Here is a 20,798-nt window from a genome sequence, read left to right on the forward strand (position 1 = left end):
GGAGGTTCATTATGACAGGAAATAAAGATAGAATTTTGCTGACTGAAATGTCATACAAAGAAGCACGAAAATACTTTTTAAAGCAAGAGAGTTACTTCAATAATGAACTTCCTAGTTATTTTAAGTTTAATAACTATTTAAAGAAAGCTTATGAATCTGTTGAAGAGAGTATGAAGTACAATCGATTTGGATCTCATTTTAACATAAAGAATGCCCAAACTTCAGAAAATATTAATAATAAAATTTATGCAAATAAAGATGGCAAGTATGATTGGAGACCTTTGGAACTAATCAATCCTTACTTTTACGCTCAATTGGTTTATTACATTACTCAAGAAAAGAATTGGGAATACATATTGGAAAGGCTTGAAAATAATAGTGTTGAAAATATGATTGTTGCAAGCATTCCTGTAGAGTCAAAAAAAGGGGGAAAGGATAAAAAGGCACAAATTTTAAACTGGTGGTCTCGAGTAGAGCAAGAATCCTTAATATTAGCTTTACAATATAAAAATGTAATGCACTTGGATATTAGCAATTGTTATGGTTCTATTTATACACATTCAATTGTTTGGGCGTTACATGATAGAGAAAAGGCTAAACAGAAGAGGGGCGTTACAGATTTATTAGGCAATCAGATTGATAGAATAATATGTAATATGCAAAACCAACAAACAAATGGTATCCCACAAGGTAGCACTCTTATGGATTTTGTCGCAGAAATTGTATTGTCTTATTGTGACAAATTATTAGAGGATAAGTTATTGGAGAAAGGAATCAAGAGCGATTATAAAATCATTAGATATCGTGATGATTATAGAATTTTTTCGAATTCAAAATCAACAATTGAAATGGTTACTAAAGAATTGAACGATGTTTTAATGTCAATGAATTTTAAATTGAATTCTAAAAAGACACAATATTATGAAGAATGTGTAGTATCATCAATAAAGAAGGATAAAATAGCTTATCAAAAACTTCTTCCAAGTATCTACTACAAAATTGATGGAAAACTATATTTTCAGTTTATTTGCCAAAAGCACTTGTTGCATATATTAGTTTTTAGTAAAGATTATCCTAATTCTGGTAGTGTGGTTAGATTACTTGATGAGTTCAACAAATATAGAAGTAAAGATATAAATGATATTAAAGAAGATGATAAGATTCAATGTATTAGCATTATAACTGAGATTATGTTAAATAATGTCAGAACTATACCATTGTGCATTGCTATTATAAGTAAGATATTATTGAATGTGGCTGACGAAAAAAGTATTGAAATAACAGACATGATTGCTGCAAAGTTCAAAGATACGCCCAATGTTGATTTGTTGAATATCTGGCTACAAAGATTAACTATTTCGTATGATAGAGAAAAAAACTATGATACTAGTTTATGTCAATTAGTTAGTAGGCATAAAGATGAAATTTTTGATTGTAAGTGGGTTAAAACAAAGGCTTATCATTTTTCTGACAAAAAGATAGTTGATGAAGAAGAAATTTCAAATTTATCTGAAGTAATTGGGGATGCAGAAGTTTCTGTTTTTACAGAGTATCTATAAGAAGTTGAAAAAAGTTTAAATAGAAGGGTGACTTCATTAGTGGTAAATGATCTAATACAAGAAGATATTATTGTGCATGCTATAAAGGTCATAATTGGGCCCTTATGTGTTTTTGTAATCGGAAAAATGTTTGAAAAATTAGTAAGCTCGGATTTAGATTACACATCTAATATAATTACAATATCCATAATAATTATAACTATATATTGTTTTATTGCTTATTTTTATTATTTTTCTATTAAAGAAAGTATAATAAGCAAAGACGATTATATTCAAATATTAGGATTTTGTTCAGCAGGATTAGTTGTAATGGTTTTAGCAATAATGATAATGTCTAGAATCATTATTTTTAAATATGCAATAAATAGGTTCTACATGTATAAGTGGGAGGACGAAGAGCACTATAATATTGTATTCAAAGGTTATAATAATCTTATAAAGGAAGCTTTAACAGTATCATCATTAGGTTACTGGAACGATAGCTTGAAAAAAGAAAAAGTAAGAAATCGTGTAATAAGAAGAGATTATAGTCAGATGAATTATCGTTTCTATAAAGACAGGTATCTAAGTGTTATTGTTATGGAGAGAAAATATATAGTTAAAGCATGGTTTAAAATAAATGGGTTGAAGTTCTCGATTTTCAGCGTACTTTCCCCAGTTTTATTTGTTGCATATTTAGTGGTTTATAAAAATTCGGATAATCTTTATTTCATATTAATTATGCTAATTGTAATCAATTCTTATTCATTGATAGTGCAAGCTTTAAAACTAGCACGCTTTAATAAGAAAAATCTAGAAGAAAAAAAGAAAATATTAAGAATAGTGAATGAGTCATAGGTGAACTAAGAGATTGTGCTCTCAAATTTTTAGATGAGGCTGTTAATATTCAAAGGTTTATAATTTCTAAAGAATGCCTCAGCATAAGTATATTATTTAATGGTTATAATAATAAATACTATTTGATACTATATTAAGAAACGGACACGGTAAATTGATAATAAATTAAGATACAATGAAAGCAATCAATTTACGGAGGTGCCAATTATGTCGAAAAGAAAATATGATCACAATTTTAAAATGGAAGCCATTCAATTAGTAGAATCAGGTAGACGTGCAACAGATGTTTCGAGTGATTTAGATATTCCTATTCAAACATTAACAAGATGGCTAAGTATATATCCCTCAAGATGGATTTGTAGGCAGTGATAAATATATACCCAAAACAATTAGAGGATGATTTACAAAAAAGGTTATGAGAATTAGAAGAAGAAAATAAAATCTTAAAAAAGGCTATACACATCTTTGCCAAAGACCAGAAGTAAATTACAGGTTTATTGATGAATACCGACATGAATTTCGTGTTGAGTTTTCTATTTTAGAGGATTGATTTGATAAAGCTACTAGTGTATTTCCATTAATTTTAGTCAAAATAAAGGAATGATGTTAATGAGAGAAATGAATTTTACAAGCCTTACTCCTGAAACAAGAGAAGCAAATGAGCACGTATACAACCAGGCTCTTGATGAGGCTATAAATAATGATAGTATTAAAAATATAGCTATCACTGGAATATATGGTGCCGGTAAAAGTACTGTTTGGGAAACATATAAAAAAGAAAGGGGCTTAAACAATATAATTACTGTTTCTTTAGGGAAATATGATAATGAATTTATTGACGAGAATAGAGGGAAACTATCAAGTGAAGAATCCAATTATAAAAGAGAAGAGGTTGAGAATAGTATAGAAAGACAATTAATAAATCAAGTAGTTGCGCAAATAGACAACAAAGCTATTCCACTTAGTAAATATCAATATAAAGAAAATAAAAGCTTTCTTAAGAGTATCATTGAAGTAATCCTTTCTCTGTCTTTTGTTCTTTCAATTTTGTTTTGGATTTATCGAGAAGAGCTTCTATTGAAAATACAGAATGAAATAGTGGAAAAAGGGTTGCCACTTATTGTATTATTTTTATTCTTATTACCCATCGCCTATGTTGTTTTTGGGCTTACCAAAAGAAAAAAACTTCACTTTTTAAAAGTAAAATTAGGAACAACAGAAGCTAGCTTGCAAGAAGATTTAAATAGTGATGAAACTATTTTAGATAGGGATATTAGAGAGCTAGTGTATGTGTTATATAATTCTAAAAGTAATATTGTAGTTTTTGAAGATCTAGATAGATATGATTATTTAGAAATTTATAAAAAGCTAAGGGAATTAAATTTATTAGTTAATTATTTTATCACATCTAAAAATGATAAGAGGATAGTTAAGTTTGTATATTTACTAAGAGATGGTTTGTTTTATTCAAAAAATAGAACGAAATTTTTTGATTTCATCATCCCTATTATACCAATCGTTGATTCCAGAAATTCTGAAAATAAAATACTTGAATTATTTGAAGGAGCCGGAAATTCTCCAAGCAAAAGAATTATAACCAATATTTCTTTATATATTGATGATATGCGTCTTTTGAAAAATATTTACAATGAATATAATATATATTTCAATATTATAGCAATGAAGCAGTTAGAACTAAAAAAAGACAAACTATTTTCGTTGATAGTACTAAAAAATGTATTTCCAAAAGAATTCGATTCTCTCCAACAAGATAGAGGGTATATTTACAACCTCATACAAAAGAAAGAAATATTAAAAAAAGAATTAAAACAGCAGAAAGAAGAAGAGCTTAATGAGTTCAACAATCGTATTAATTTTTTGAATGAAGAAGTTTATAAAAGTAAGTTTGATTTAATGACAAAGTATATACTGACAGATATTTATTCAAATCAAAATAACTTGAATACTTGGTCTGAAATGTTGAGAGAGTGGCATCAAAATCCTAACGAAACTAAAGAAATAATACATTATAAGCAAAATGTTGGGTATTACCAAACAGATAGACCCACATATGAAGAGTTTCTACAGAAATATATTTACAGAAATGAAGGAATAAAAAAAGAAATAGATTTATATCCAGTTGACAAGAAAGAAGAGTTGGAAAAGCTACATGTTAAAAAGAATGAGATGCAAGAGCGTCTAAAAGCAATTGATCTTTTGAATCTATCACAAGTATTGAAAAAAATGAGCATTACAGATAGAGAACGTGTATATAGTGATACTGATAGTAACATTAAAGATTCTCATTATTTTGCGCTTATAAAGTACCTAATTTATGAAGGTCTGATAGATGAAGCTTATTGGCATTATAAAGGTTATTTCTACAATAATAGTGTCGGTAAAAATGATACACTATTTTTGAAAAACATACTTGAGGGTAATGATCAGGATGTTTTTCTTAAACTTGAAAATCCAAGAGAAGTAATTAATAGAATGAATGACGATGATTTTCTGAGGAATAATATATTGAATATAGAGTTGTTACAACAATGTTTATTAGATAATTCTTCAGTGAAAATTAGCAATATGCTATATACAATTGTCAGATATGATAATATTGAAAGTTTAATTAATGTATTGGTTGACTATTGTAAGCGCAATAAAATTTCGCTTTTAAACAAATTTGTAGAAATAACTTTTTCGAATGACGCAGAGATATTATGTGAGACAATTAAATCCATTGGGAAATATAATACTAAACTTTTTAGGCTATTAGTCGTGTCTTTATATTCTCAAGAAGAATTAACAGGAGATATAGATGTTTTTAAAAATATTATAGAGTCAGAATCAGAAGTGCTATTGTTGCTACAAAATAATCGGCAAGATATATTTTTTGAAAATTTGTCAAAATATAAAATTAAATTTTCAAAACTTCCATGTGAACCAGTATCTCCGAGAGCACTTCAGGAAATAATTAATAAAGGTTTATATAACTTAAATATAAGTAATATTCATTACTTAGTTAGTAATATTTTAGATCAAAAAGAGGTTGAATCGGTTCTTCTTAATTATATATTTAAAAAAGACAAATTAGTTCCTATTAAAAGACAGATAGAATTAAATTTCGAAGTAATTATTAAAGAATATATAGAAAGTTATAAGAATGTAGTTTTTTCTAATAATGAAGACATAATCATAAAAATACTAAATTCGGAAGTTGATGAATTTGCTAAGAAGCAATACCTAGATAGTAATTCTGTTAATGTAACAGATTTATCAGAACTTCAAAATTTTGAAGAACAGATTGAAAATGGAATAGTAGATAAAATTTTTGAAACTGGCAACTTGAAGTTTTCGATTGATAATATTTCATTTTATTTTGACAATGGTGGAGAGATTACAGAAGAATTTTTGATGTACGTTGAAAAGAATCATCAAAATAAATTCTCTAATGAATTAGAGAATTCTGTTGTTAAACAATCCAAAATACTATGCAATAAATTGTTGAGTTACGGAGAAATATACGATGGTTTATTTGTCGATGCTTTGTCAGGTGCCGACACACCAATATCTAATTTACATGGAAACTATCCAGAAAATCGGATTATTCAAATAATTAGCAAAGGTTTTCTAGAAATTAATGATAATAACATTAATTATTTATTAGAAAATAACTATATTGACAGTTTAGTGTTGTTATACAACTCTTTTGATTTTGATATTACAGAAATAATACTTTCTAATATTGAGGATCAAGTAGATCTGGAAGAAATAATTAAACTTATAAATAATGTTAATCGACAAGATGCTGTTTTAAAATTAATTAGTGAACTAGAGATAAATATAAATCTTTCTCAAATAAGCTCAGAAAAGGAAGAGATAATATCTTATGTTCTAGATAGTAATTTGTCTTATGAGAATATTGAGTATGTTCTCTTGAACTTTGAAACCTTCCCCCTTAAAGATCAGTTTTTAAAGAGAATACAAGAAAAAAATAATTTTGATAAACTAAAATTTCACATGTTAAATGATAATTTCTTTAACTTTGCATTACAATCAGATTCTTTATCAGAAGACAATAAACTGTTACTAATTGAACAATTAATAAATAACAGTGAGAGGTATCAAGATATTCTTAAGTATTTGAAGTTGATGGAAGAGGGAGATGAATTAGTTAGTGTATTTGATGGTAGACGTCCAATTATTGATACGGGGATAAAGAAAAGAATTGCGTCCTTTTTAGAGGAAAAAGGCTATGTGAAAAACCGGAATGATGGTCGAATTATGTTAGCTAAAAAATTTTCTCGAGAAAAATAATCAAGCTATTTTTATTTGCCTCCATTTATAGAAAATCCTTATAATGCAATATATTTTGTATACTAGACTCTTATTACCCCCTCTGATAGATTAAATTAAAATCATATATCAAGGGGGAAATGTTATGCAATCTTCACCAAAGCAAGTGGGTAGAAGTCACGGTTTGCCGCTTGATCCGTTTGAGAGTAGTGGTACGACGTCCTATTGGTTGTATTTCGATGTGTCTAAGAATGGGGAGGATAATTTGTCGCTGTCTAGCCAATATTACAACTTAACTCGTGGTTTCACTGATGGTTATGTTTACAGTGAATCAGTGGGTATTGAGAGATTATAGTAAGGATACTAGTGAAGAATGCTGAAAATGAGGTTTGTTTGGAATATGACAATGTATGATTTGCGAGAAGTTGTGAACTTATCTTCTAAGGAACTACTGTCGGAAGAAGATGAAATAGTGGATGTTATAATGAACTTAATCACTTTACAAATTGAAAAAGCTATGTGAATGCCATGTCATTATTGAGATTGTTAGATCAAACCAATAAGGCGCTGAATTCACATAACTAAATAGGCAAGCAAGGCACGGGAGAATATTCTTTTTACTATGTTCGTATTCTTGACATAGATTCAGAACTTTTTAGGAGTTTATTAATTTAATAGTCAATAGCGTTAGTATAATCAAGCTTGTTATTATTACAATTCCATTTATTAAATTAATTAATGCTTTTAGTCTTTTTTTATTGTCATACTCAGGACTTTTGTACAACAATATATAATATATAACCAAAGTCGCAATGAACATTCCATATATAGAAGTTAATATACCAAAGTGTAATTCCATATAACCACTTTGTATTAAAAAATAGGAAAAGCAAATGATTAGAAATAATAAAATTTCGTAAATTAGTAGCATTATGTTTTTTCTCCTTTAAGTTAGGTTATTGTAATTATGTAAACTAAATTTGGAGGGGTTAAAAATGAAAAAAGCTGTTATTACGTCATTATCTAGTTTGGTTTTAGCTACAGGAGTTGCATCTCCTATGGCTAATGCTAAAGAAAATGTTATTAATAATCAACCTTCTAGCGTTCAAAGTGGTGTTAATGTAAATGCTGAGGCAATTGCTAGAGAAGCTGCGAGAGAAAATGGAGCGGATTTAAGAGCTTATGATGCCCAACAAATGGAACGTGGAAAAGCAACTTTAACTCTAAAAGCTGCTAAAGAGCTGTTGTCAAAGAATAAGGAAAAAATTAATAATGCGATTAAAAGCGCTATTCAAAAATTACCGTTGAATGATGCACAAAAGAAAAAGTGGATTTCTATAATCACAATTGATGGTTTTATAAAATATTTAAATCAAATAACTAATTTTACAGGAAGTATTGAGGATGCTGCCCAAGGTTGGTTAACAAGTATTGGTGTCCCTGGATGGATTGCCCAAGTGATTGTTCAAACAATTTCGTTCTTCTTAGTTTAAATAACTGAGCTGGGAGACTATATCCCAGTTTCAATCCTCAAGTGGCTAACTTAGCTTTGAAGTTGACGAATTGATAACACATAATATTTTGTATACCGCTATTACAAGGGCAAAAGAGGACTTGAAAATATATTGGACCCCTGAAACTGAAAAGAAAGTAATAGAGAACATTCAAGTGTGTGATTATAAAAGAGATGAATCCATTTTGAAAGAAAAATTAAAGTAACATCTCAAAAACCCGAACGAAACACAAAATGTTTTGCTCGGGTTCATTCATATATAAAATATCTTCAACAACACCTATGCCACAGCTTTTCTTTCACGGACATACACAACAAGGTAGAAAATAACGGTTGCAAGTAGTAATAAGATAGCTGCGATGTAGAATGCCAATACTTTTGAGCCTGTGATATCGCTGATGTAGCCTGTTAACCACGGTGCGACAACGGAGGATGCCATACCGAAGAAGTTGAAGGTACCGAGTGCTTTTGCGACACGGTCTTGTGTCACGGAGTCTGAAACGAATGTGATTAAGACTGGATCGATTGCAAGTTTACCTAATAAGCCGTATAAGACGAGTGCGATATAGAGGACGGCTGGGTTTGGTGCGAATACGGTTAAGCTGATTGTAAGAGCTGCTGCAAGCAATAGGAATAAAATCAGTTTTAAGCGTTGATCGCTATGTTTATCAATGTATTTTGAGAAGAAGAGAGCGCCTGGAATGGCTGTTACGGCAACGAGTGCAGCAACGTAACCAACAGATGATTGGGCGAATCCTTTTTCTGATACTAAAAATGATGGCAACCATGTCACAATCATATAGTAGCCATAACATGTCGCAAAGTAAACGAAGTAAGTTGCGAGTTGTTTTGGCGCAAAGAGGGATACGTCGTCTGTTGTTGTGTTTGTGACAACCGTTTTTGCCTCTTGTTGGACAGCAATTTGTTTGTCGTACTTGTCACCTTTAATAAATAACATAAAGATAAATGTTACAGCTAGGATAATGATGGCTGTCATGTACAACATGTAGTTCCATTGAATATTGAGACCGGCTACGAGAACTGATGAACCAACGAGCCCGATAACCATTCCTAATGCGGAACCACTGTTAATGATAGCATTAGAGAATGATTTCTTTTCTTTTGGCATATGTTTAGCTGACAATGAGTAAGCTGCGCCATAATAAGATCCTGTTGAAATTCCTGCGACTAAAGCGCCCAAGTAGACTTGTGTGATGGTACTGCTGGTTCCAATGATTAACGCTGCAGCTGCAAATCCGAGAAAGGCAGGAATGAGTACTTTTTTCTGACCGAATTTATCGACTAATGCCCCTGATGGAATTTGCATACCGGTATAGGCGAAGAAATAGATTGAAGCGACGAGTCCCATCTGTGAATCGCTAATATTGCCAAGCGAATCCTGAATTTGTGGATAGATTGGCGTTAAGATAGTTCTGTAAATCCATATTGCAACCCAACCGAGAACAAGGGCGAAAATAATCTTTTTATAATAATTTTGATCATGCTTAATGTTATTCATCGTTGTATCCTCCTCAGATATAAGTCTTTATCTAAAGAATAGGATAAGTAATTGTTAATAACATTAGTATAATTGGACAAAGTTGCTGGGTGTTCTGTCTAATTCAACCAAATTATAGCGTTAAATGTTCAGATGTAAAAATAGCAAGTCGGATGTCTAATGAGTTTTCTGGATCACTGATGTTCATATTCAACATTTCTTCACACTTATTAATGCGATATTTGACGGTATTCCGATGTACAAACATTAAAGATGCTGTTTTAGTAATATCACATTGGTTTTCCATGTAGACCTTCAATGTTTTCTTCAATTCTTTATCTTTTGATTTTTGTGGATAGGCAAGTGGACCTAACGTGTAAATAACAAAGGGTCTGAGTTTATCAACGGGTATCAGCTGTAACAACTCTTCCACACTTTTTGAACGATAAACCTCAATGAATTCTCTTAGATAGCTTTCATTATGTGTATCATAGATCTCATTCGCTTCAACAAAAGAAAGGGTGATTTGTTTAAAGTCTGTCACTTGGTTCCCAATACCGAATGATAATGAACTGTTAAAGAACTTTTTATATTCCTTCTGCAGAAATTTACAATATTCAATATAGTTTTCGTGTTTTTTCTGCATGAGTATGACGAATTTGTAGTTATTTCTTAAGCCATAAATACTAATATTATAATCGATGCTCTCCAACATTTCTTTGAGCCATGCGAAGGTCATTTGGTAACGCTCACTCAAGTAAATACTATTCTCCATACCATCTTCTCGATCTACCCCACAAACAATAATTTGATAATAGTTAGATTGTCTCAAATGATAGTTTTTAAAAAAGTCTGGGTTCTGGCTCATATCAATTGGTGAGCTATCTTTCGTTTTCATGAGTGATTCAAAAAATTGGTTCGTATTTTCTTGTTGCTGTGCGAGGATTCGATTTTCTTTATAAATAGCGAAACTGAGAACATTTACGGCTTGTTCAATCGCTAAATAGCTAAACGGATAGCTAAGTTTTTGAATGTCTAGAATCATGATATAGTACGGGAAATAAGTAAAAGCAGGCACTTCAAATACACCATATTCATTTTCATCAAATGTGACTTTTTTAGTTTCTTTATCATAGTTGTCGGTAAACTTTTTCAAGTAATGACGTACTTCTCCAGGTCGATTTTTAAAATATAGACTTTGACTTTCTATGCTTAAAAATGGATTAATTAATAAAATAGGTGCTTTGATAAGCTTGGACAACTGTTCAATAATTTTATCGATAGTGTATTCATTGATAATCATCTTGTTCATTTTTTGTTGTAAATCAATGGCGAAATTAAGCTTGTCATTTTCGTCATCTGCAATGTAAGAAGAAATTTCATGTGTAATTGCGCCAAGCTTCCAGTAATAAGGAATTTCAATTATTGGAAAGTTAAGTGCATTTGCGTGATCAATCACTTTTTGGTCGATGGTATGCAAAAAGCGAGAGAGCTTGATACCAATACCTGCTACATTGACGCTATGTAAGTCACTGATTAATTGTATAAGCCCTTCTTGATTGTCTTGATAGACCATTGCGGTTGTCAGTAAAAGTGTATGCTCCGAGATATAATCCTTGATATCGGGCGTTTCTGTAATATCGACAAATTCCACGTATCTCTCTAAATCCCCATGTTCATTAATCAATCTTAATCCGGAAAACAATTCTATGTTCATAATGTCATTTAATGTGGTCATATATAATCAACTCCAATAATTGTCAGAAATGACTAAAAAAATATTTTATATGTTTATTCTGTCATAGAATGAAAACGCGTACAATAGTACATTTTAATAAAGAGAGGGCCTTTCTAAAAGATTGAGGGGGTTTCACATGGTTCATATTGATCATAGACCGACGTCTTTTTATGAAAAGCGTGGGTATAACAAAGATATTATGCCAAAAACACCAGAGCAACGTAATTTTAACACCTTTAACTATTTTACGCTATGGATGGGGGCAGTACATAATATTCCCAACTATACAGCGGTAGGCGGTTTTTTATTACTTGGGTTATCACCTTTACAGATTATGATAGCACTTGTTATTAGCTCGATTGCAATTGGTATTCTGTTGGCAGCCAATGGATATGCTGGGTCGAAATATGGGATTCCTTTTGCGATGCATCTCAGGCTAACTTATGGTGATATGGGGGCCAAGCTTCCTGGTATTTTACGTGGTATTGTTGCTGGTATCGCATGGTTTGGTTTACAAACATATGCTGGTGCACTTGCTTTAATTGTATTATTAGACAAGTTGTTTCCAGGATTTTCAAATATTGGCGGCGATGGTAAGTTTTTAGGGTTAACAGCATCTGCTGCAATTGCATTTTTCATTTTTTGGTTAATTAATTTTGCTATTGGTTTTGGTGGAGGATCTATTTTAAACAAGTTTACAGCAATCTTGAATCCTCTAATCTATATTATTTTTGGTGGTATGGCGATATGGGGTGTAAAAGTTGGTGGAGGTTTTGGCAATATTCTCGCATATGACTTAACGAGTAATGCACCAACGTCTTATCCCATTATATTAAGCTTTTTAGTTGTGATGAATTCATTGATTGCAGTATGGGCTGCACCGGGTGCGAGTGTGGCTGATTTTACGCAAAGTGCAAAGTCTACTAAAGCACAAGTTGTTGGACAAATTGGCAGTGTCGTTGTCGCACATATCTTATTTGCGATATCAAGTGTATGTATTTTAATTGGTGCATCTATATTTAGTAGCAAACAAGAATGGAATATACTCCACATTATTGGGAAATGGGATAGCCTTGTTGCGATTGCATTTGCTATTGGTGTGTTATTAATGACGACGATTTCGACCAATGCAACAAGTAACATTATTCCTGCAGCTTACCAGTTGAGCGCACTATTACCAAAAGTTATCACATATAAACGTGGTGTAATAATCGCTGCCGTCATCAGTGTCATGATTATGCCTTGGAAAATGATGGAGAACAGCGACAGCATCTTCATGTTCCTGAATCTGATTGGTGCCATTCTTGGTCCAGTTGCAGGTGTGATGATTGCGCATTTCTATCACGTGATTCATAAAAAAGTAGACTTGGATAGACTTTACTTCGATAAGCACAATCCACCTGCAGATTTGGAGCGTTTGAACAAAAAGGCATATATCGCAACGATTGTAGGTGTTATTGTATCGTTTTTAGGTTTTATTCCGGGTCTGAGATTAATCTCTGATCTATCGTGGTTCATTGGTTTTATAACAGCAGCAGTTCTGTATTTATTATTAAAAAATTTGGAAAAGAAAGGTGAAACAATATGAAATTTGATACACTGATAAAGAATGGACTTGTAATTTTAGAAGATGAAGCAAAAGAAGTTGAAGTTGGTATCAAAGAGGGTAAGATTGCTGAGATCGGGACAGACTTAGGTGAAGCATCTGAAGTGATCGATGCGACAGGGCTTATCGTATCACCAGGTATGATTGATGCGCATGTCCACATTACAGAGCCGGGTGGCGGTTATCGTGATGATTGGGAAGGTTATGAAACAGGCACGCGTGGTTCTGCCAAAGGTGGTGTAACGACGATTATCGAAATGCCATTAAACCAAGTTCCTGCGACAACAGATCGTGAATCAATTCAAGTGAAGTATAAAGCAGGGGAAGGTAAGTTAGCAGTCGATGTCGCAAGTTATGGTGGTCTTGTACCATACAATCTTGATGGTGGGATTCAAGAGCTGGATGAAGATGGCGTGGTCGCGTATAAATGTTTCGTTGCGACATGTGGAGATCGTTCTATTGATGGTGATTTCATGAATGTGGATGATTATTCGTTATATGAAGGTATGAAACAAATTGCGAAAACAGGCAAAATCTTATCAATTCATGCAGAAAATGCTGCAATTACTGATAAATTAGGTGAGATTGCTTATCAAAATGGGGAAACGACAATGGCTGCTTATGTGGATAGTCGCCCTGCATTTACAGAAGTAGAGCCAATTCAAAAGTTAATTTTATTCGCAAAAGAAACAGGCTGCCGTATTCATATTGTCCATGTTGCATGTGAAGAAGGTGTTGAAGCGATTGTTAAGGCACAACAAGAAGGCGTGGATGTGACATGTGAAACATGTACACATTACCTCTATTTCTACAAAGAAGAGTTGGATGATATTGGACCAGTTGTTAAATGTTCACCACCGATTCGTGAAAAAGCACGTTTAGAAGGTATGTGGCAACGTGTATTGAATGGTGATATTAACTTTGTAACAAGTGACCATTCTCCATGTAACCCTGAGTTGAAAGACAAGGATAACGCTTTTGAAGCATGGGGTGGCATAGCTGGTGTACAAAATAACGTTGATGTACTATTTGATGAAGGGGTACAAAAACGTAATATGTCTTTAACACGATTTGCGGAGATTATTGCGAAAAATCCAGCTGAACGATTTGATCTTACAGAAAAAGGTAGTATCAAAGAAGGGAAAGACGCTGATTTTGTATTCATTAAACGTGATGCGCCATACACATTAAAAGCAGAGGACTTGGCATATAGACATCAAATTAGCCCATATGTAGGTAGAGAAATTGGTGCGCAAGTGGTAAGAACAATCTTACGTGGCCAAACAACATATGAACAAGTAGAAGGCTTAACATCAGACTTTATCGGTGAATTTATTAAAAAATAATTGAATAACGTATAAAAAGCTCAGCTGGCAATGACGCCAGCTGGGCTTTTACAATTTGATGCTTGAAGACGCTAGTTCTATTGCTGTATCAATGAGGATATTGATACCATTTTCAATTTGTTGCGTTGTGACAGATTCTTTCGGAGAGTGGCTGATGCCGTCTTTACATGGTATGAAAATCATACTCGTTGGACAAAGCTGTGCCATATTCATCGCATCATGTCCAGCACCACTAAACATTCGATGGAAAGAGCGTTTTTGAAGTTTTGCTTTATCTTCAATAATATCAGCAATCTTTTCTGACAAGGCAATAGGTGTGTCTTGTCCAAGAGAATCTATATTCACAATGATATCGCGTTCGCTTGTAATCGTGTTGATTTGCGCCATAATCTCATTTACAACCGTTGTACGAATATCTTTATCAATACCACGTACGTCTATTAACAGTTGTACGTCGCCAGGCACTGCATTCATCGTATTAGGAGAGACATTTACACCACCAACCGTTGCGACAATACCATCGCTGTGATAATTGTTTGCGATGCGTTCAACTTGTAGAATGATTTCCGCAGCACAAGTCATGGCATCTTTACGCATAGGCATGGGTGTTGAACCGGAGTGACTCGTTGTGCCTTGTAATTTCACTTTGAAACGATCGGGTGCAGCGATATGTGTGACAATACCGATTTCTTTATTTTTATTTTCTAAAATAGGACCCTGTTCGATATGCAATTCTAGAAAAGCTTTCATATGATCGTGATAAGGTGCTTTTTTAGGTGGTTCCGTAGAGGTCATAGATTGAACCACTTCTAATAAAGTCTGACCATCTTTGTCCTGAAGGGTTTTCATATCCTCTTCATTCAACATGCCACATAAATATTTACTGCCAATTGTCGCAACGTTAAAGCGTGCAGATTCTTCACAACTAAATGCGATGATTTCAATTGGATGGTCTGTTATAAAGTTAATGTCATTGAGGTGTCTTACCACTTCTAGCGCACCGACAACGCCTAATAGTCCATCATATTGCCCACCTTCAGGGACGGTATCGATATGTGAACCAATGACAACGGGTGGCAGATCGTTGTATTTACCCTCTCGCCTTGCAATGACATTGCCCACTTTGTCGAAGTAGACAGACATGCCTAATTCTTGGCAATACATTGAGAACTTCAGTGCCGCTAACCTTTCATTATGCGTAAATGCAAGACGATTGATACCGTCTAACTTCGTGCTAATTCCTAAATTATTGAAGCTGTTTAGTGTTGATAATATACGATGTATGTTCATTACAACGCCTCCTTATTTTGGATATATTGACATGCTTGGTGATAGAGCTGAATCATATCAGGTGTCACACTGTTATCGAATGCGTGGCTATTGCTATCTATTTCTACAAATGTAGCTTGTTTATGCAGATTCGCCAATTTTTTACTGTATGTAATTGGCACATCTGGATCGTTGCTTGCGTGTGCAATGAAAAGCTTAGGTAACTTCGTGAGTGCAGCTGTATCAATTTCGTAATCAATAAGCACTGGCCACAATCCATGGTGTCTGTAATAGAGATATAAAAGATATCTTGGGTTAGGTGGCAGGTCTGTTGAGACATCCGGCAGTGTGAACAGGGTCTTAATATCGTCTGTAAGCATTGCCATAACGTTACGATGATTGTTCGGAATAGATTTGAAAGCAGGATGTTGGACATCGTAAAAGCCGTAAAAGTCAATCAATCCTTGCACATCATACTTTGTCGCGTATAGCATGCTCAAAAAGCCACCAGCTGAACGCCCCATACAATATACTTCTGCAAATTGTGCACTAACGTAGTCGTGTATGTGTTGCAGGTCGTCTACGATATCAGTGAATGTTGCTTCAGGAAGTAATCGATAGTCTACGGTCAACAAGTTGTAATATTGTGTGATGACTTCGATATATGTGTTGGGTAGGTCATCTCGCTGACCAAATATTAAACCCCCACCATGGAAATAAACGAGGATACGCGGACATGTATTGGTTGATGGATAAAATGTACCCTTGAGTGTGTAAGTGTCTCCACGATAAATACGGACTTCTTCCATACAGCCACCTCTTTCTATATATGAATCTAGTTTCCTAACTTTAGTATACGTATATAATGAGCAATATTGTTTGTATAACTTGGATAAAAAAGTGTCCGACTATTATGCAAAGTGTTAAAGAATTATCATCTGTAAGGATATACACTTAAAGTAGAAGAATAACGAGGAGGTAAATGCTGTGGATATTCGTACAATGTTTGAAAGTTTAGATCAACAATTTACGAGTTATGGTGGTCTCAAAGGTGGCGGTATTACAAGATTATTATATTCAGATGAGTGGACGAAAGCGGTTGGTGCACTAGAATCTCTTTTGAAAGAGGAAGGATTCGAAGTGCAGTTTGACGCTGTCGGTAATCTCACTGGACGTATTGAAGGAACTGAGAATCCTGAAGAAACAATTATGTCTGGTTCACACATTGATACGGTTGTTGAAGGCGGCCACTTAGACGGACAGTTTGGTATTCTATCTGCTATTGTGGCTATCAAATATTTGTTGGAAAAATATGGTCAACCGAAAAAGTCGCTGGAAGTGCTTTCTTTAGCAGAGGAGGAAGGAAGTCGCTTCCCATATACATTCTGGGGTAGTAAAAACTTTTTCAATCTTGCAGACCATAAAGATGTGGAAGAAATTACGGATTCAGAAGGCGTGAAATTCACAGATGCAATGCGTCAATCAGGTTTTGACTTCCGACAAGATGACAAAGTGCGTGAAGATATTAAAGCCTTTGTCGAAATGCATATCGAACAAGGTAAAGTGCTAGAAACAGAACAAAAAGCAATCGGTGTGGTGACAGGTATCGTAGGTCAGAAACGCTATACGATTAACTTGAAAGGCGAAGCAAATCACGCAGGTACGACACCAATGGGACTTCGAAAAGATGCGGTTGTAGCCTTTACAGAAATTGTACAGCGACTTGTGAAACGGGCAGAAGCAATGGGTGACCCACTTGTATTGACGTTCGGTCATGTGACACCGGTACCGAATACAGTAAATGTTGTGCCAGGAGAAGTTGAATTCTCAGTAGACTGCCGACACATTGACCAAGAGGCGCTTAATAAATTTGCTGAAGAAGTAGAAGCAACCATTAAAGAAGTAGCACAACAGCGTGGTATGGACGTCAACATTAACTTATGGATGGATGAAGCCCCAACTTTGATGGACGATGACATTATTAAAAATGTGAAGTTGGCTGCAGAAGAAGTAGCGGGTCAAGCATATAAAGTGATGCCATCAGGTGCTGGGCATGATGCACAAATTTTTGCGAAACATGTACCGACAGGCATGATTTTCGTTCCATCTATTAAAGGTATTTCACATAACGTTGAAGAAGAGACAGACGTAGAAGACCTAGTCAAAGGTATAGAAGTATTAGCAAGCGTATTACACAAGCTAGCATATTAAAAAGGAGCGATTGTAAGTGGGTTATTTAAATCACAATCAAGGATATAGAACAGATTTATTAGAAACAAGATCAGTCATTAAAAAGGATAACTTTGCATTAATTACACCAGATGGCTTGGTGAACAACGTCGTACCAGGATTTGAAGAGTGTGACATAACAATCTTAGGTTCACCACGACTCGGCGCACGATTCGTTGATTATTTAGTAACAGTTAAAAATCAAGGCGGAAACCATCAAGGTTTTGGTGGCAATGGTATCCAAACATTTGTGTATGTTGTGTATGGTGCGATTACGGCGAAAGTCGATGGTCAATCATATGAATTAACACAAGGCGGTTATTTATATGTTCCACCACATCTTCAATTAACATTTGAGAATAATAACGGTGGCGAGGACAGTCGTCTATTTTTATACAAAAAACGTTATCAGGAAGCAGAAAATGTCGGTACACCAGATATTGTTGTTGGTAATGTGAACGACATTGAACCAGAAGCATATGAAGGCATGGAAGAAGTATTGATTCAAGACTTATTACCTAAATCATTAGAGTTTGATATGAACTTCCATATTTTATCATTCAAGCCAGGCGCATCACATGGATATATTGAAACACACGTTCAAGAGCATGGTGCTTATGTATTGAGTGGAAGAGGAATGTATAACCTTGATAAAAATTGGATTCCTGTAGACAAGGGAGACTACATTTTCATGGGGGCTTATTCGCCACAAGCAACATATGCGATTGGGTTAGATGAACCATTTGCTTATATTTATTCAAAAGATGCGAATAGAGATATTGAGCTGTAGATAAGGGGGATTATCGTGGCAGAAGAATTAGTGTATGTACCACGAGAAGCATTAAGACAGTTATTTTTTACACAACTCGTTAATTCGGGTCTGCCAGAAAAATTTTCTGAGAAGACGGCGGATTTGATGATTTTTGCTGATGAGCGTGGGATTCATTCTCATGGGGCTGTGAGAGCAGAATATTATTCAAACCGCATTAAAGCGAAAGGGTATAATTTGCAACCCACATTACACTTTGAGCAAACGGGACCTTGTAGTGGGATTTACCATGGCGACAATGCAATCGGTCATTATGTTGCATACAAAGCGATGGAAGAAGCGATTGCAATGGCAAAGCATAAGGGTATTGCGGTTGTCGGTGTGAAGGAGATGGGACACAGTGGTGCGATTGGTTATTATGCTCGACAAGCAGCGTTAGAAGGAATGGTGGCGCTGACGGTTTGTCAATCTGATCCCATGGTTGTGCCGTTTGGCGGGGCGAAACCATATTTTGGTACGAACCCGATTGCCTTTGCAACGCCGAAGCGAGAGGGTAAGCCAATTCTTTTTGATATGGCAACGACTGTGCAAGCATGGGGCAAAATTCTTGATGCGAGAAGTAAAGGCAAGATGATTCCTGATACGTGGGCAGTAGATGATCAAGGCGAACCGACAACGAATCCACATGCTGTTGCAGCGTTGTTACCAGCTGCAGGGCCTAAAGGATATGGCTTAATGATGATGATCGATATTTTAGCAGGTTCCTTACTTGGATTGCCGTTTGGTCAACATGTAACGTCTATGTACAAAGATTTATCGGAATATCGTAGGCTTGGACAATTACATATTGTCATTAACCCAGCATTTTTTGGTGATGCAGATCGCTTTTTAGCACAAATATCTCAAATGGTAGATGAACTGCATGCTATTCCACCATCTAAAGGATTTGACCAGGTGTATTATCCAGGAGAAATTCAAGAAATGATGATTGAGAAGTATCGAGAAAGTGGTATTCCTGTTGCTAAAGAAATATATGACTATCTAACACAGTAAGGATTGGACTGAGAGGAGGTTGTACCTGTGAGAGTTACGAAAGAGCAGTTATTCAAATTAATCAAAGAAAAATTAATGAAAGCAGGATTATCAGAAGTGTCTGCTAATCATGTATCAGACGTATTGGTATTTGCTGATCATAGAGGTATTCATTCGCATGGTGCTGTGCGTGTGGAATATTATGCAGAAAGAATTGCTAAAGGTGGTATAACAGTTAAACCTGAATATCGTTTGGAGAAAACAGGTCCCGCTTCAGCTATTTATCATGGTGACAACGGGCCAGGGCATGAGGCAGCTTTATATGCGATGGAAGAAGCGGTTGCAATGGCTAAAGAAAATGGTGTTGCGATTGTTGGTGTGAAAGCAATTTCTCACAGTGGTGCATTAGGTTATTTTGTCGAAAAAGCTGCCAAAGAAGGTATGGTTGCAATAAGTGTCTGCCAGTCTGATCCAATGGTTGTACCGTTTGGAGGGACAGAACCATACTTTGGTACCAATCCGATCGCATTTAGTTGTCCTACGAATGATGATCGCATTATTACTTTTGATATGGCAACAACTGTACAAGCATGGGGCAAAATTCTTGATGCACGTAGTAAAGGCAAAGATATTCCAGATACATGGGCGGTTGATGCGAACGGTATGCCAACAACCAATTCGCGAGACGTTCATGCACTTTTACCAGTTGCAGGGGCTAAAGGGTACGGCTTGATGATGATGGTCGATATTCTCTCTGGCGCATTGCTTGGTTTACCACAAGGAATTCATGTGACTTCTATGTATCAAGATATGACACAGGGACGAAACCTGGGTCAATTGCACATTGTGATTAATCCAGCATTTTTTACGGATCCAACAATGTTTAAAACACAGATTTCCACGATGTTAGATGGATTGAAGCAACAACCAGCAGCCCCAGGATACGGTGAAGTTTACTATCCAGGCGAACGTGGTAAGTTGCGTGCGGAAAAATACGATAAAGACGGTATAGAGATTCCAGATGATATTTATAATTATTTGATTAGTAATGATGTCCATTATGACAGATATCACGGCAAGAATCGCTTTGCAGAATAAATGAAGGA

15 protein-coding genes and 1 pseudogene are annotated in these 20,798 nt (G+C 34.6%); 12 read left to right on the forward strand and 4 right to left on the reverse strand.

Annotation, left to right across the window (positions count from 1 at the left end):
- Positions 1-11: 11 nt before the first annotated feature.
- The 6 genes and pseudogenes from NXS11_RS03195 (at position 12) to NXS11_RS03220 (ending at position 8,185) form a co-directional block, all read left to right on the forward strand.
- Entirely contained in the window at positions 12-1,559 is a 1,548-nt protein-coding gene (locus NXS11_RS03195; RefSeq protein WP_259198585.1) for an RNA-directed DNA polymerase, read from the forward strand.
- Positions 1,560-1,598: 39 nt separating this feature from the next.
- Complete coding sequence (locus NXS11_RS03200; protein WP_259198586.1) at positions 1,599-2,396, forward strand: hypothetical protein; 798 nt, start codon at positions 1,599-1,601, stop codon at positions 2,394-2,396.
- A gap of 207 nt (positions 2,397-2,603) precedes the next feature.
- Complete coding sequence (locus NXS11_RS03205) at positions 2,604-2,765, forward strand: transposase (RefSeq protein WP_259198587.1); 162 nt, start codon at positions 2,604-2,606, stop codon at positions 2,763-2,765.
- A gap of 240 nt (positions 2,766-3,005) precedes the next feature.
- On the forward strand, positions 3,006-6,713 hold the full coding sequence (locus NXS11_RS03210; RefSeq protein ID WP_259198590.1) for a YobI family P-loop NTPase: 3,708 nt from the start codon (positions 3,006-3,008) through the stop codon (positions 6,711-6,713).
- A gap of 124 nt (positions 6,714-6,837) precedes the next feature.
- Positions 6,838-7,161, forward strand: a pseudogene (locus NXS11_RS11055) (flavin reductase family protein); the annotation flags it as partial.
- 526 nt (positions 7,162-7,687) lie between these two features.
- The gene (locus NXS11_RS03220) at positions 7,688-8,185 is read left to right on the forward strand and encodes a hypothetical protein (protein WP_259198593.1); all 498 of its coding nucleotides are present in this window, start codon (positions 7,688-7,690) and stop codon (positions 8,183-8,185) included.
- Between the two features lie 300 nt (positions 8,186-8,485).
- Here the strand turns inward: NXS11_RS03220 and NXS11_RS03225 are convergent, their stop codons facing one another.
- Both NXS11_RS03225 and NXS11_RS03230 read right to left on the reverse strand, forming a co-directional pair.
- Positions 8,486-9,724, reverse strand: coding sequence for an MFS transporter (locus NXS11_RS03225; RefSeq protein ID WP_259198595.1), 1,239 nt, complete (start codon positions 9,722-9,724; stop codon positions 8,486-8,488).
- A gap of 112 nt (positions 9,725-9,836) precedes the next feature.
- Entirely contained in the window at positions 9,837-11,441 is a 1,605-nt protein-coding gene (locus NXS11_RS03230) for a PucR family transcriptional regulator (protein WP_259198596.1), read from the reverse strand.
- A 136-nt stretch (positions 11,442-11,577) separates the two neighbouring features.
- Between NXS11_RS03230 and allW the strand changes: the two genes are divergently transcribed.
- On the forward strand, positions 11,578-13,029 hold the full coding sequence (gene allW, locus NXS11_RS03235) for an allantoin permease (protein WP_259198597.1): 1,452 nt from the start codon (positions 11,578-11,580) through the stop codon (positions 13,027-13,029).
- On the forward strand, positions 13,026-14,393 hold the full coding sequence (gene allB, locus NXS11_RS03240) for an allantoinase AllB (RefSeq protein WP_259198600.1): 1,368 nt from the start codon (positions 13,026-13,028) through the stop codon (positions 14,391-14,393). The genes allW and allB overlap by 4 nt, the downstream gene beginning before the upstream one ends.
- 48 nt (positions 14,394-14,441) lie before the next feature.
- Here the strand turns inward: allB and NXS11_RS03245 are convergent, their stop codons facing one another.
- The gene (locus NXS11_RS03245) at positions 14,442-15,683 is read right to left on the reverse strand and encodes a M20 family metallo-hydrolase (protein WP_259198601.1); all 1,242 of its coding nucleotides are present in this window, start codon (positions 15,681-15,683) and stop codon (positions 14,442-14,444) included.
- Positions 15,683-16,471: an alpha/beta hydrolase gene (locus NXS11_RS03250; RefSeq protein WP_259198603.1), complete on the reverse strand. Its 789-nt coding sequence runs from the start codon at positions 16,469-16,471 to the stop codon at positions 15,683-15,685. Before NXS11_RS03250 ends, NXS11_RS03245 begins: the two co-directional genes overlap by 1 nt.
- Before the next feature lie 178 nt (positions 16,472-16,649).
- Here NXS11_RS03250 and allC point away from each other — a divergent pair, with 178 nt between their 5' ends.
- From allC to allD (NXS11_RS03270), 4 genes are read left to right on the forward strand one after another with little or no spacing between them, the layout of a single operon-like run.
- On the forward strand, positions 16,650-17,873 hold the full coding sequence (gene allC / locus NXS11_RS03255) for an allantoate deiminase (RefSeq protein WP_259198605.1): 1,224 nt from the start codon (positions 16,650-16,652) through the stop codon (positions 17,871-17,873).
- 16 nt (positions 17,874-17,889) lie between these two features.
- A complete protein-coding gene (allE, locus tag NXS11_RS03260; protein ID WP_259198606.1) occupies positions 17,890-18,681 on the forward strand; it encodes a (S)-ureidoglycine aminohydrolase in 792 nt (263 codons plus the stop codon).
- A 15-nt stretch (positions 18,682-18,696) separates the two neighbouring features.
- Entirely contained in the window at positions 18,697-19,713 is a 1,017-nt protein-coding gene (allD, locus tag NXS11_RS03265; RefSeq protein WP_259198607.1) for an ureidoglycolate dehydrogenase, read from the forward strand.
- A 27-nt stretch (positions 19,714-19,740) separates the two neighbouring features.
- Positions 19,741-20,790: an ureidoglycolate dehydrogenase gene (allD, locus tag NXS11_RS03270; RefSeq protein WP_259198609.1), complete on the forward strand. Its 1,050-nt coding sequence runs from the start codon at positions 19,741-19,743 to the stop codon at positions 20,788-20,790.
- Positions 20,791-20,798 lie beyond the last annotated feature (8 nt).

This window comes from Staphylococcus americanisciuri, from assembly GCF_024814435.1.
Classification (GTDB): domain Bacteria; phylum Bacillota; class Bacilli; order Staphylococcales; family Staphylococcaceae; genus Staphylococcus; species Staphylococcus americanisciuri.

What these genes read in the sequence shown, in the direction of transcription:
- NXS11_RS03195 (WP_259198585.1), top strand. Translation starts at nt 12, where the DNA reads ATGACAGGAAATAAAGATAGAATTTTGCTGACTGAAATGTCATACAAA.
- NXS11_RS03205 (WP_259198587.1), top strand. Translation starts at nt 2,604, where the DNA reads ATGTCGAAAAGAAAATATGATCACAATTTTAAAATGGAAGCCATTCAA.
- NXS11_RS03210 (WP_259198590.1), top strand. Translation starts at nt 3,006, where the DNA reads ATGAGAGAAATGAATTTTACAAGCCTTACTCCTGAAACAAGAGAAGCA.
- NXS11_RS03220 (WP_259198593.1), top strand. Translation starts at nt 7,688, where the DNA reads ATGAAAAAAGCTGTTATTACGTCATTATCTAGTTTGGTTTTAGCTACA.
- NXS11_RS03225 (WP_259198595.1), bottom strand. Translation starts at nt 9,724, where the DNA reads ATGAATAACATTAAGCATGATCAAAATTATTATAAAAAGATTATTTTC.
- NXS11_RS03230 (WP_259198596.1), bottom strand. Translation starts at nt 11,441, where the DNA reads ATGACCACATTAAATGACATTATGAACATAGAATTGTTTTCCGGATTA.
- allW (WP_259198597.1), top strand. Translation starts at nt 11,578, where the DNA reads ATGGTTCATATTGATCATAGACCGACGTCTTTTTATGAAAAGCGTGGG.
- allB (WP_259198600.1), top strand. Translation starts at nt 13,026, where the DNA reads ATGAAATTTGATACACTGATAAAGAATGGACTTGTAATTTTAGAAGAT.
- NXS11_RS03245 (WP_259198601.1), bottom strand. Translation starts at nt 15,683, where the DNA reads ATGAACATACATCGTATATTATCAACACTAAACAGCTTCAATAATTTA.
- NXS11_RS03250 (WP_259198603.1), bottom strand. Translation starts at nt 16,471, where the DNA reads ATGGAAGAAGTCCGTATTTATCGTGGAGACACTTACACACTCAAGGGT.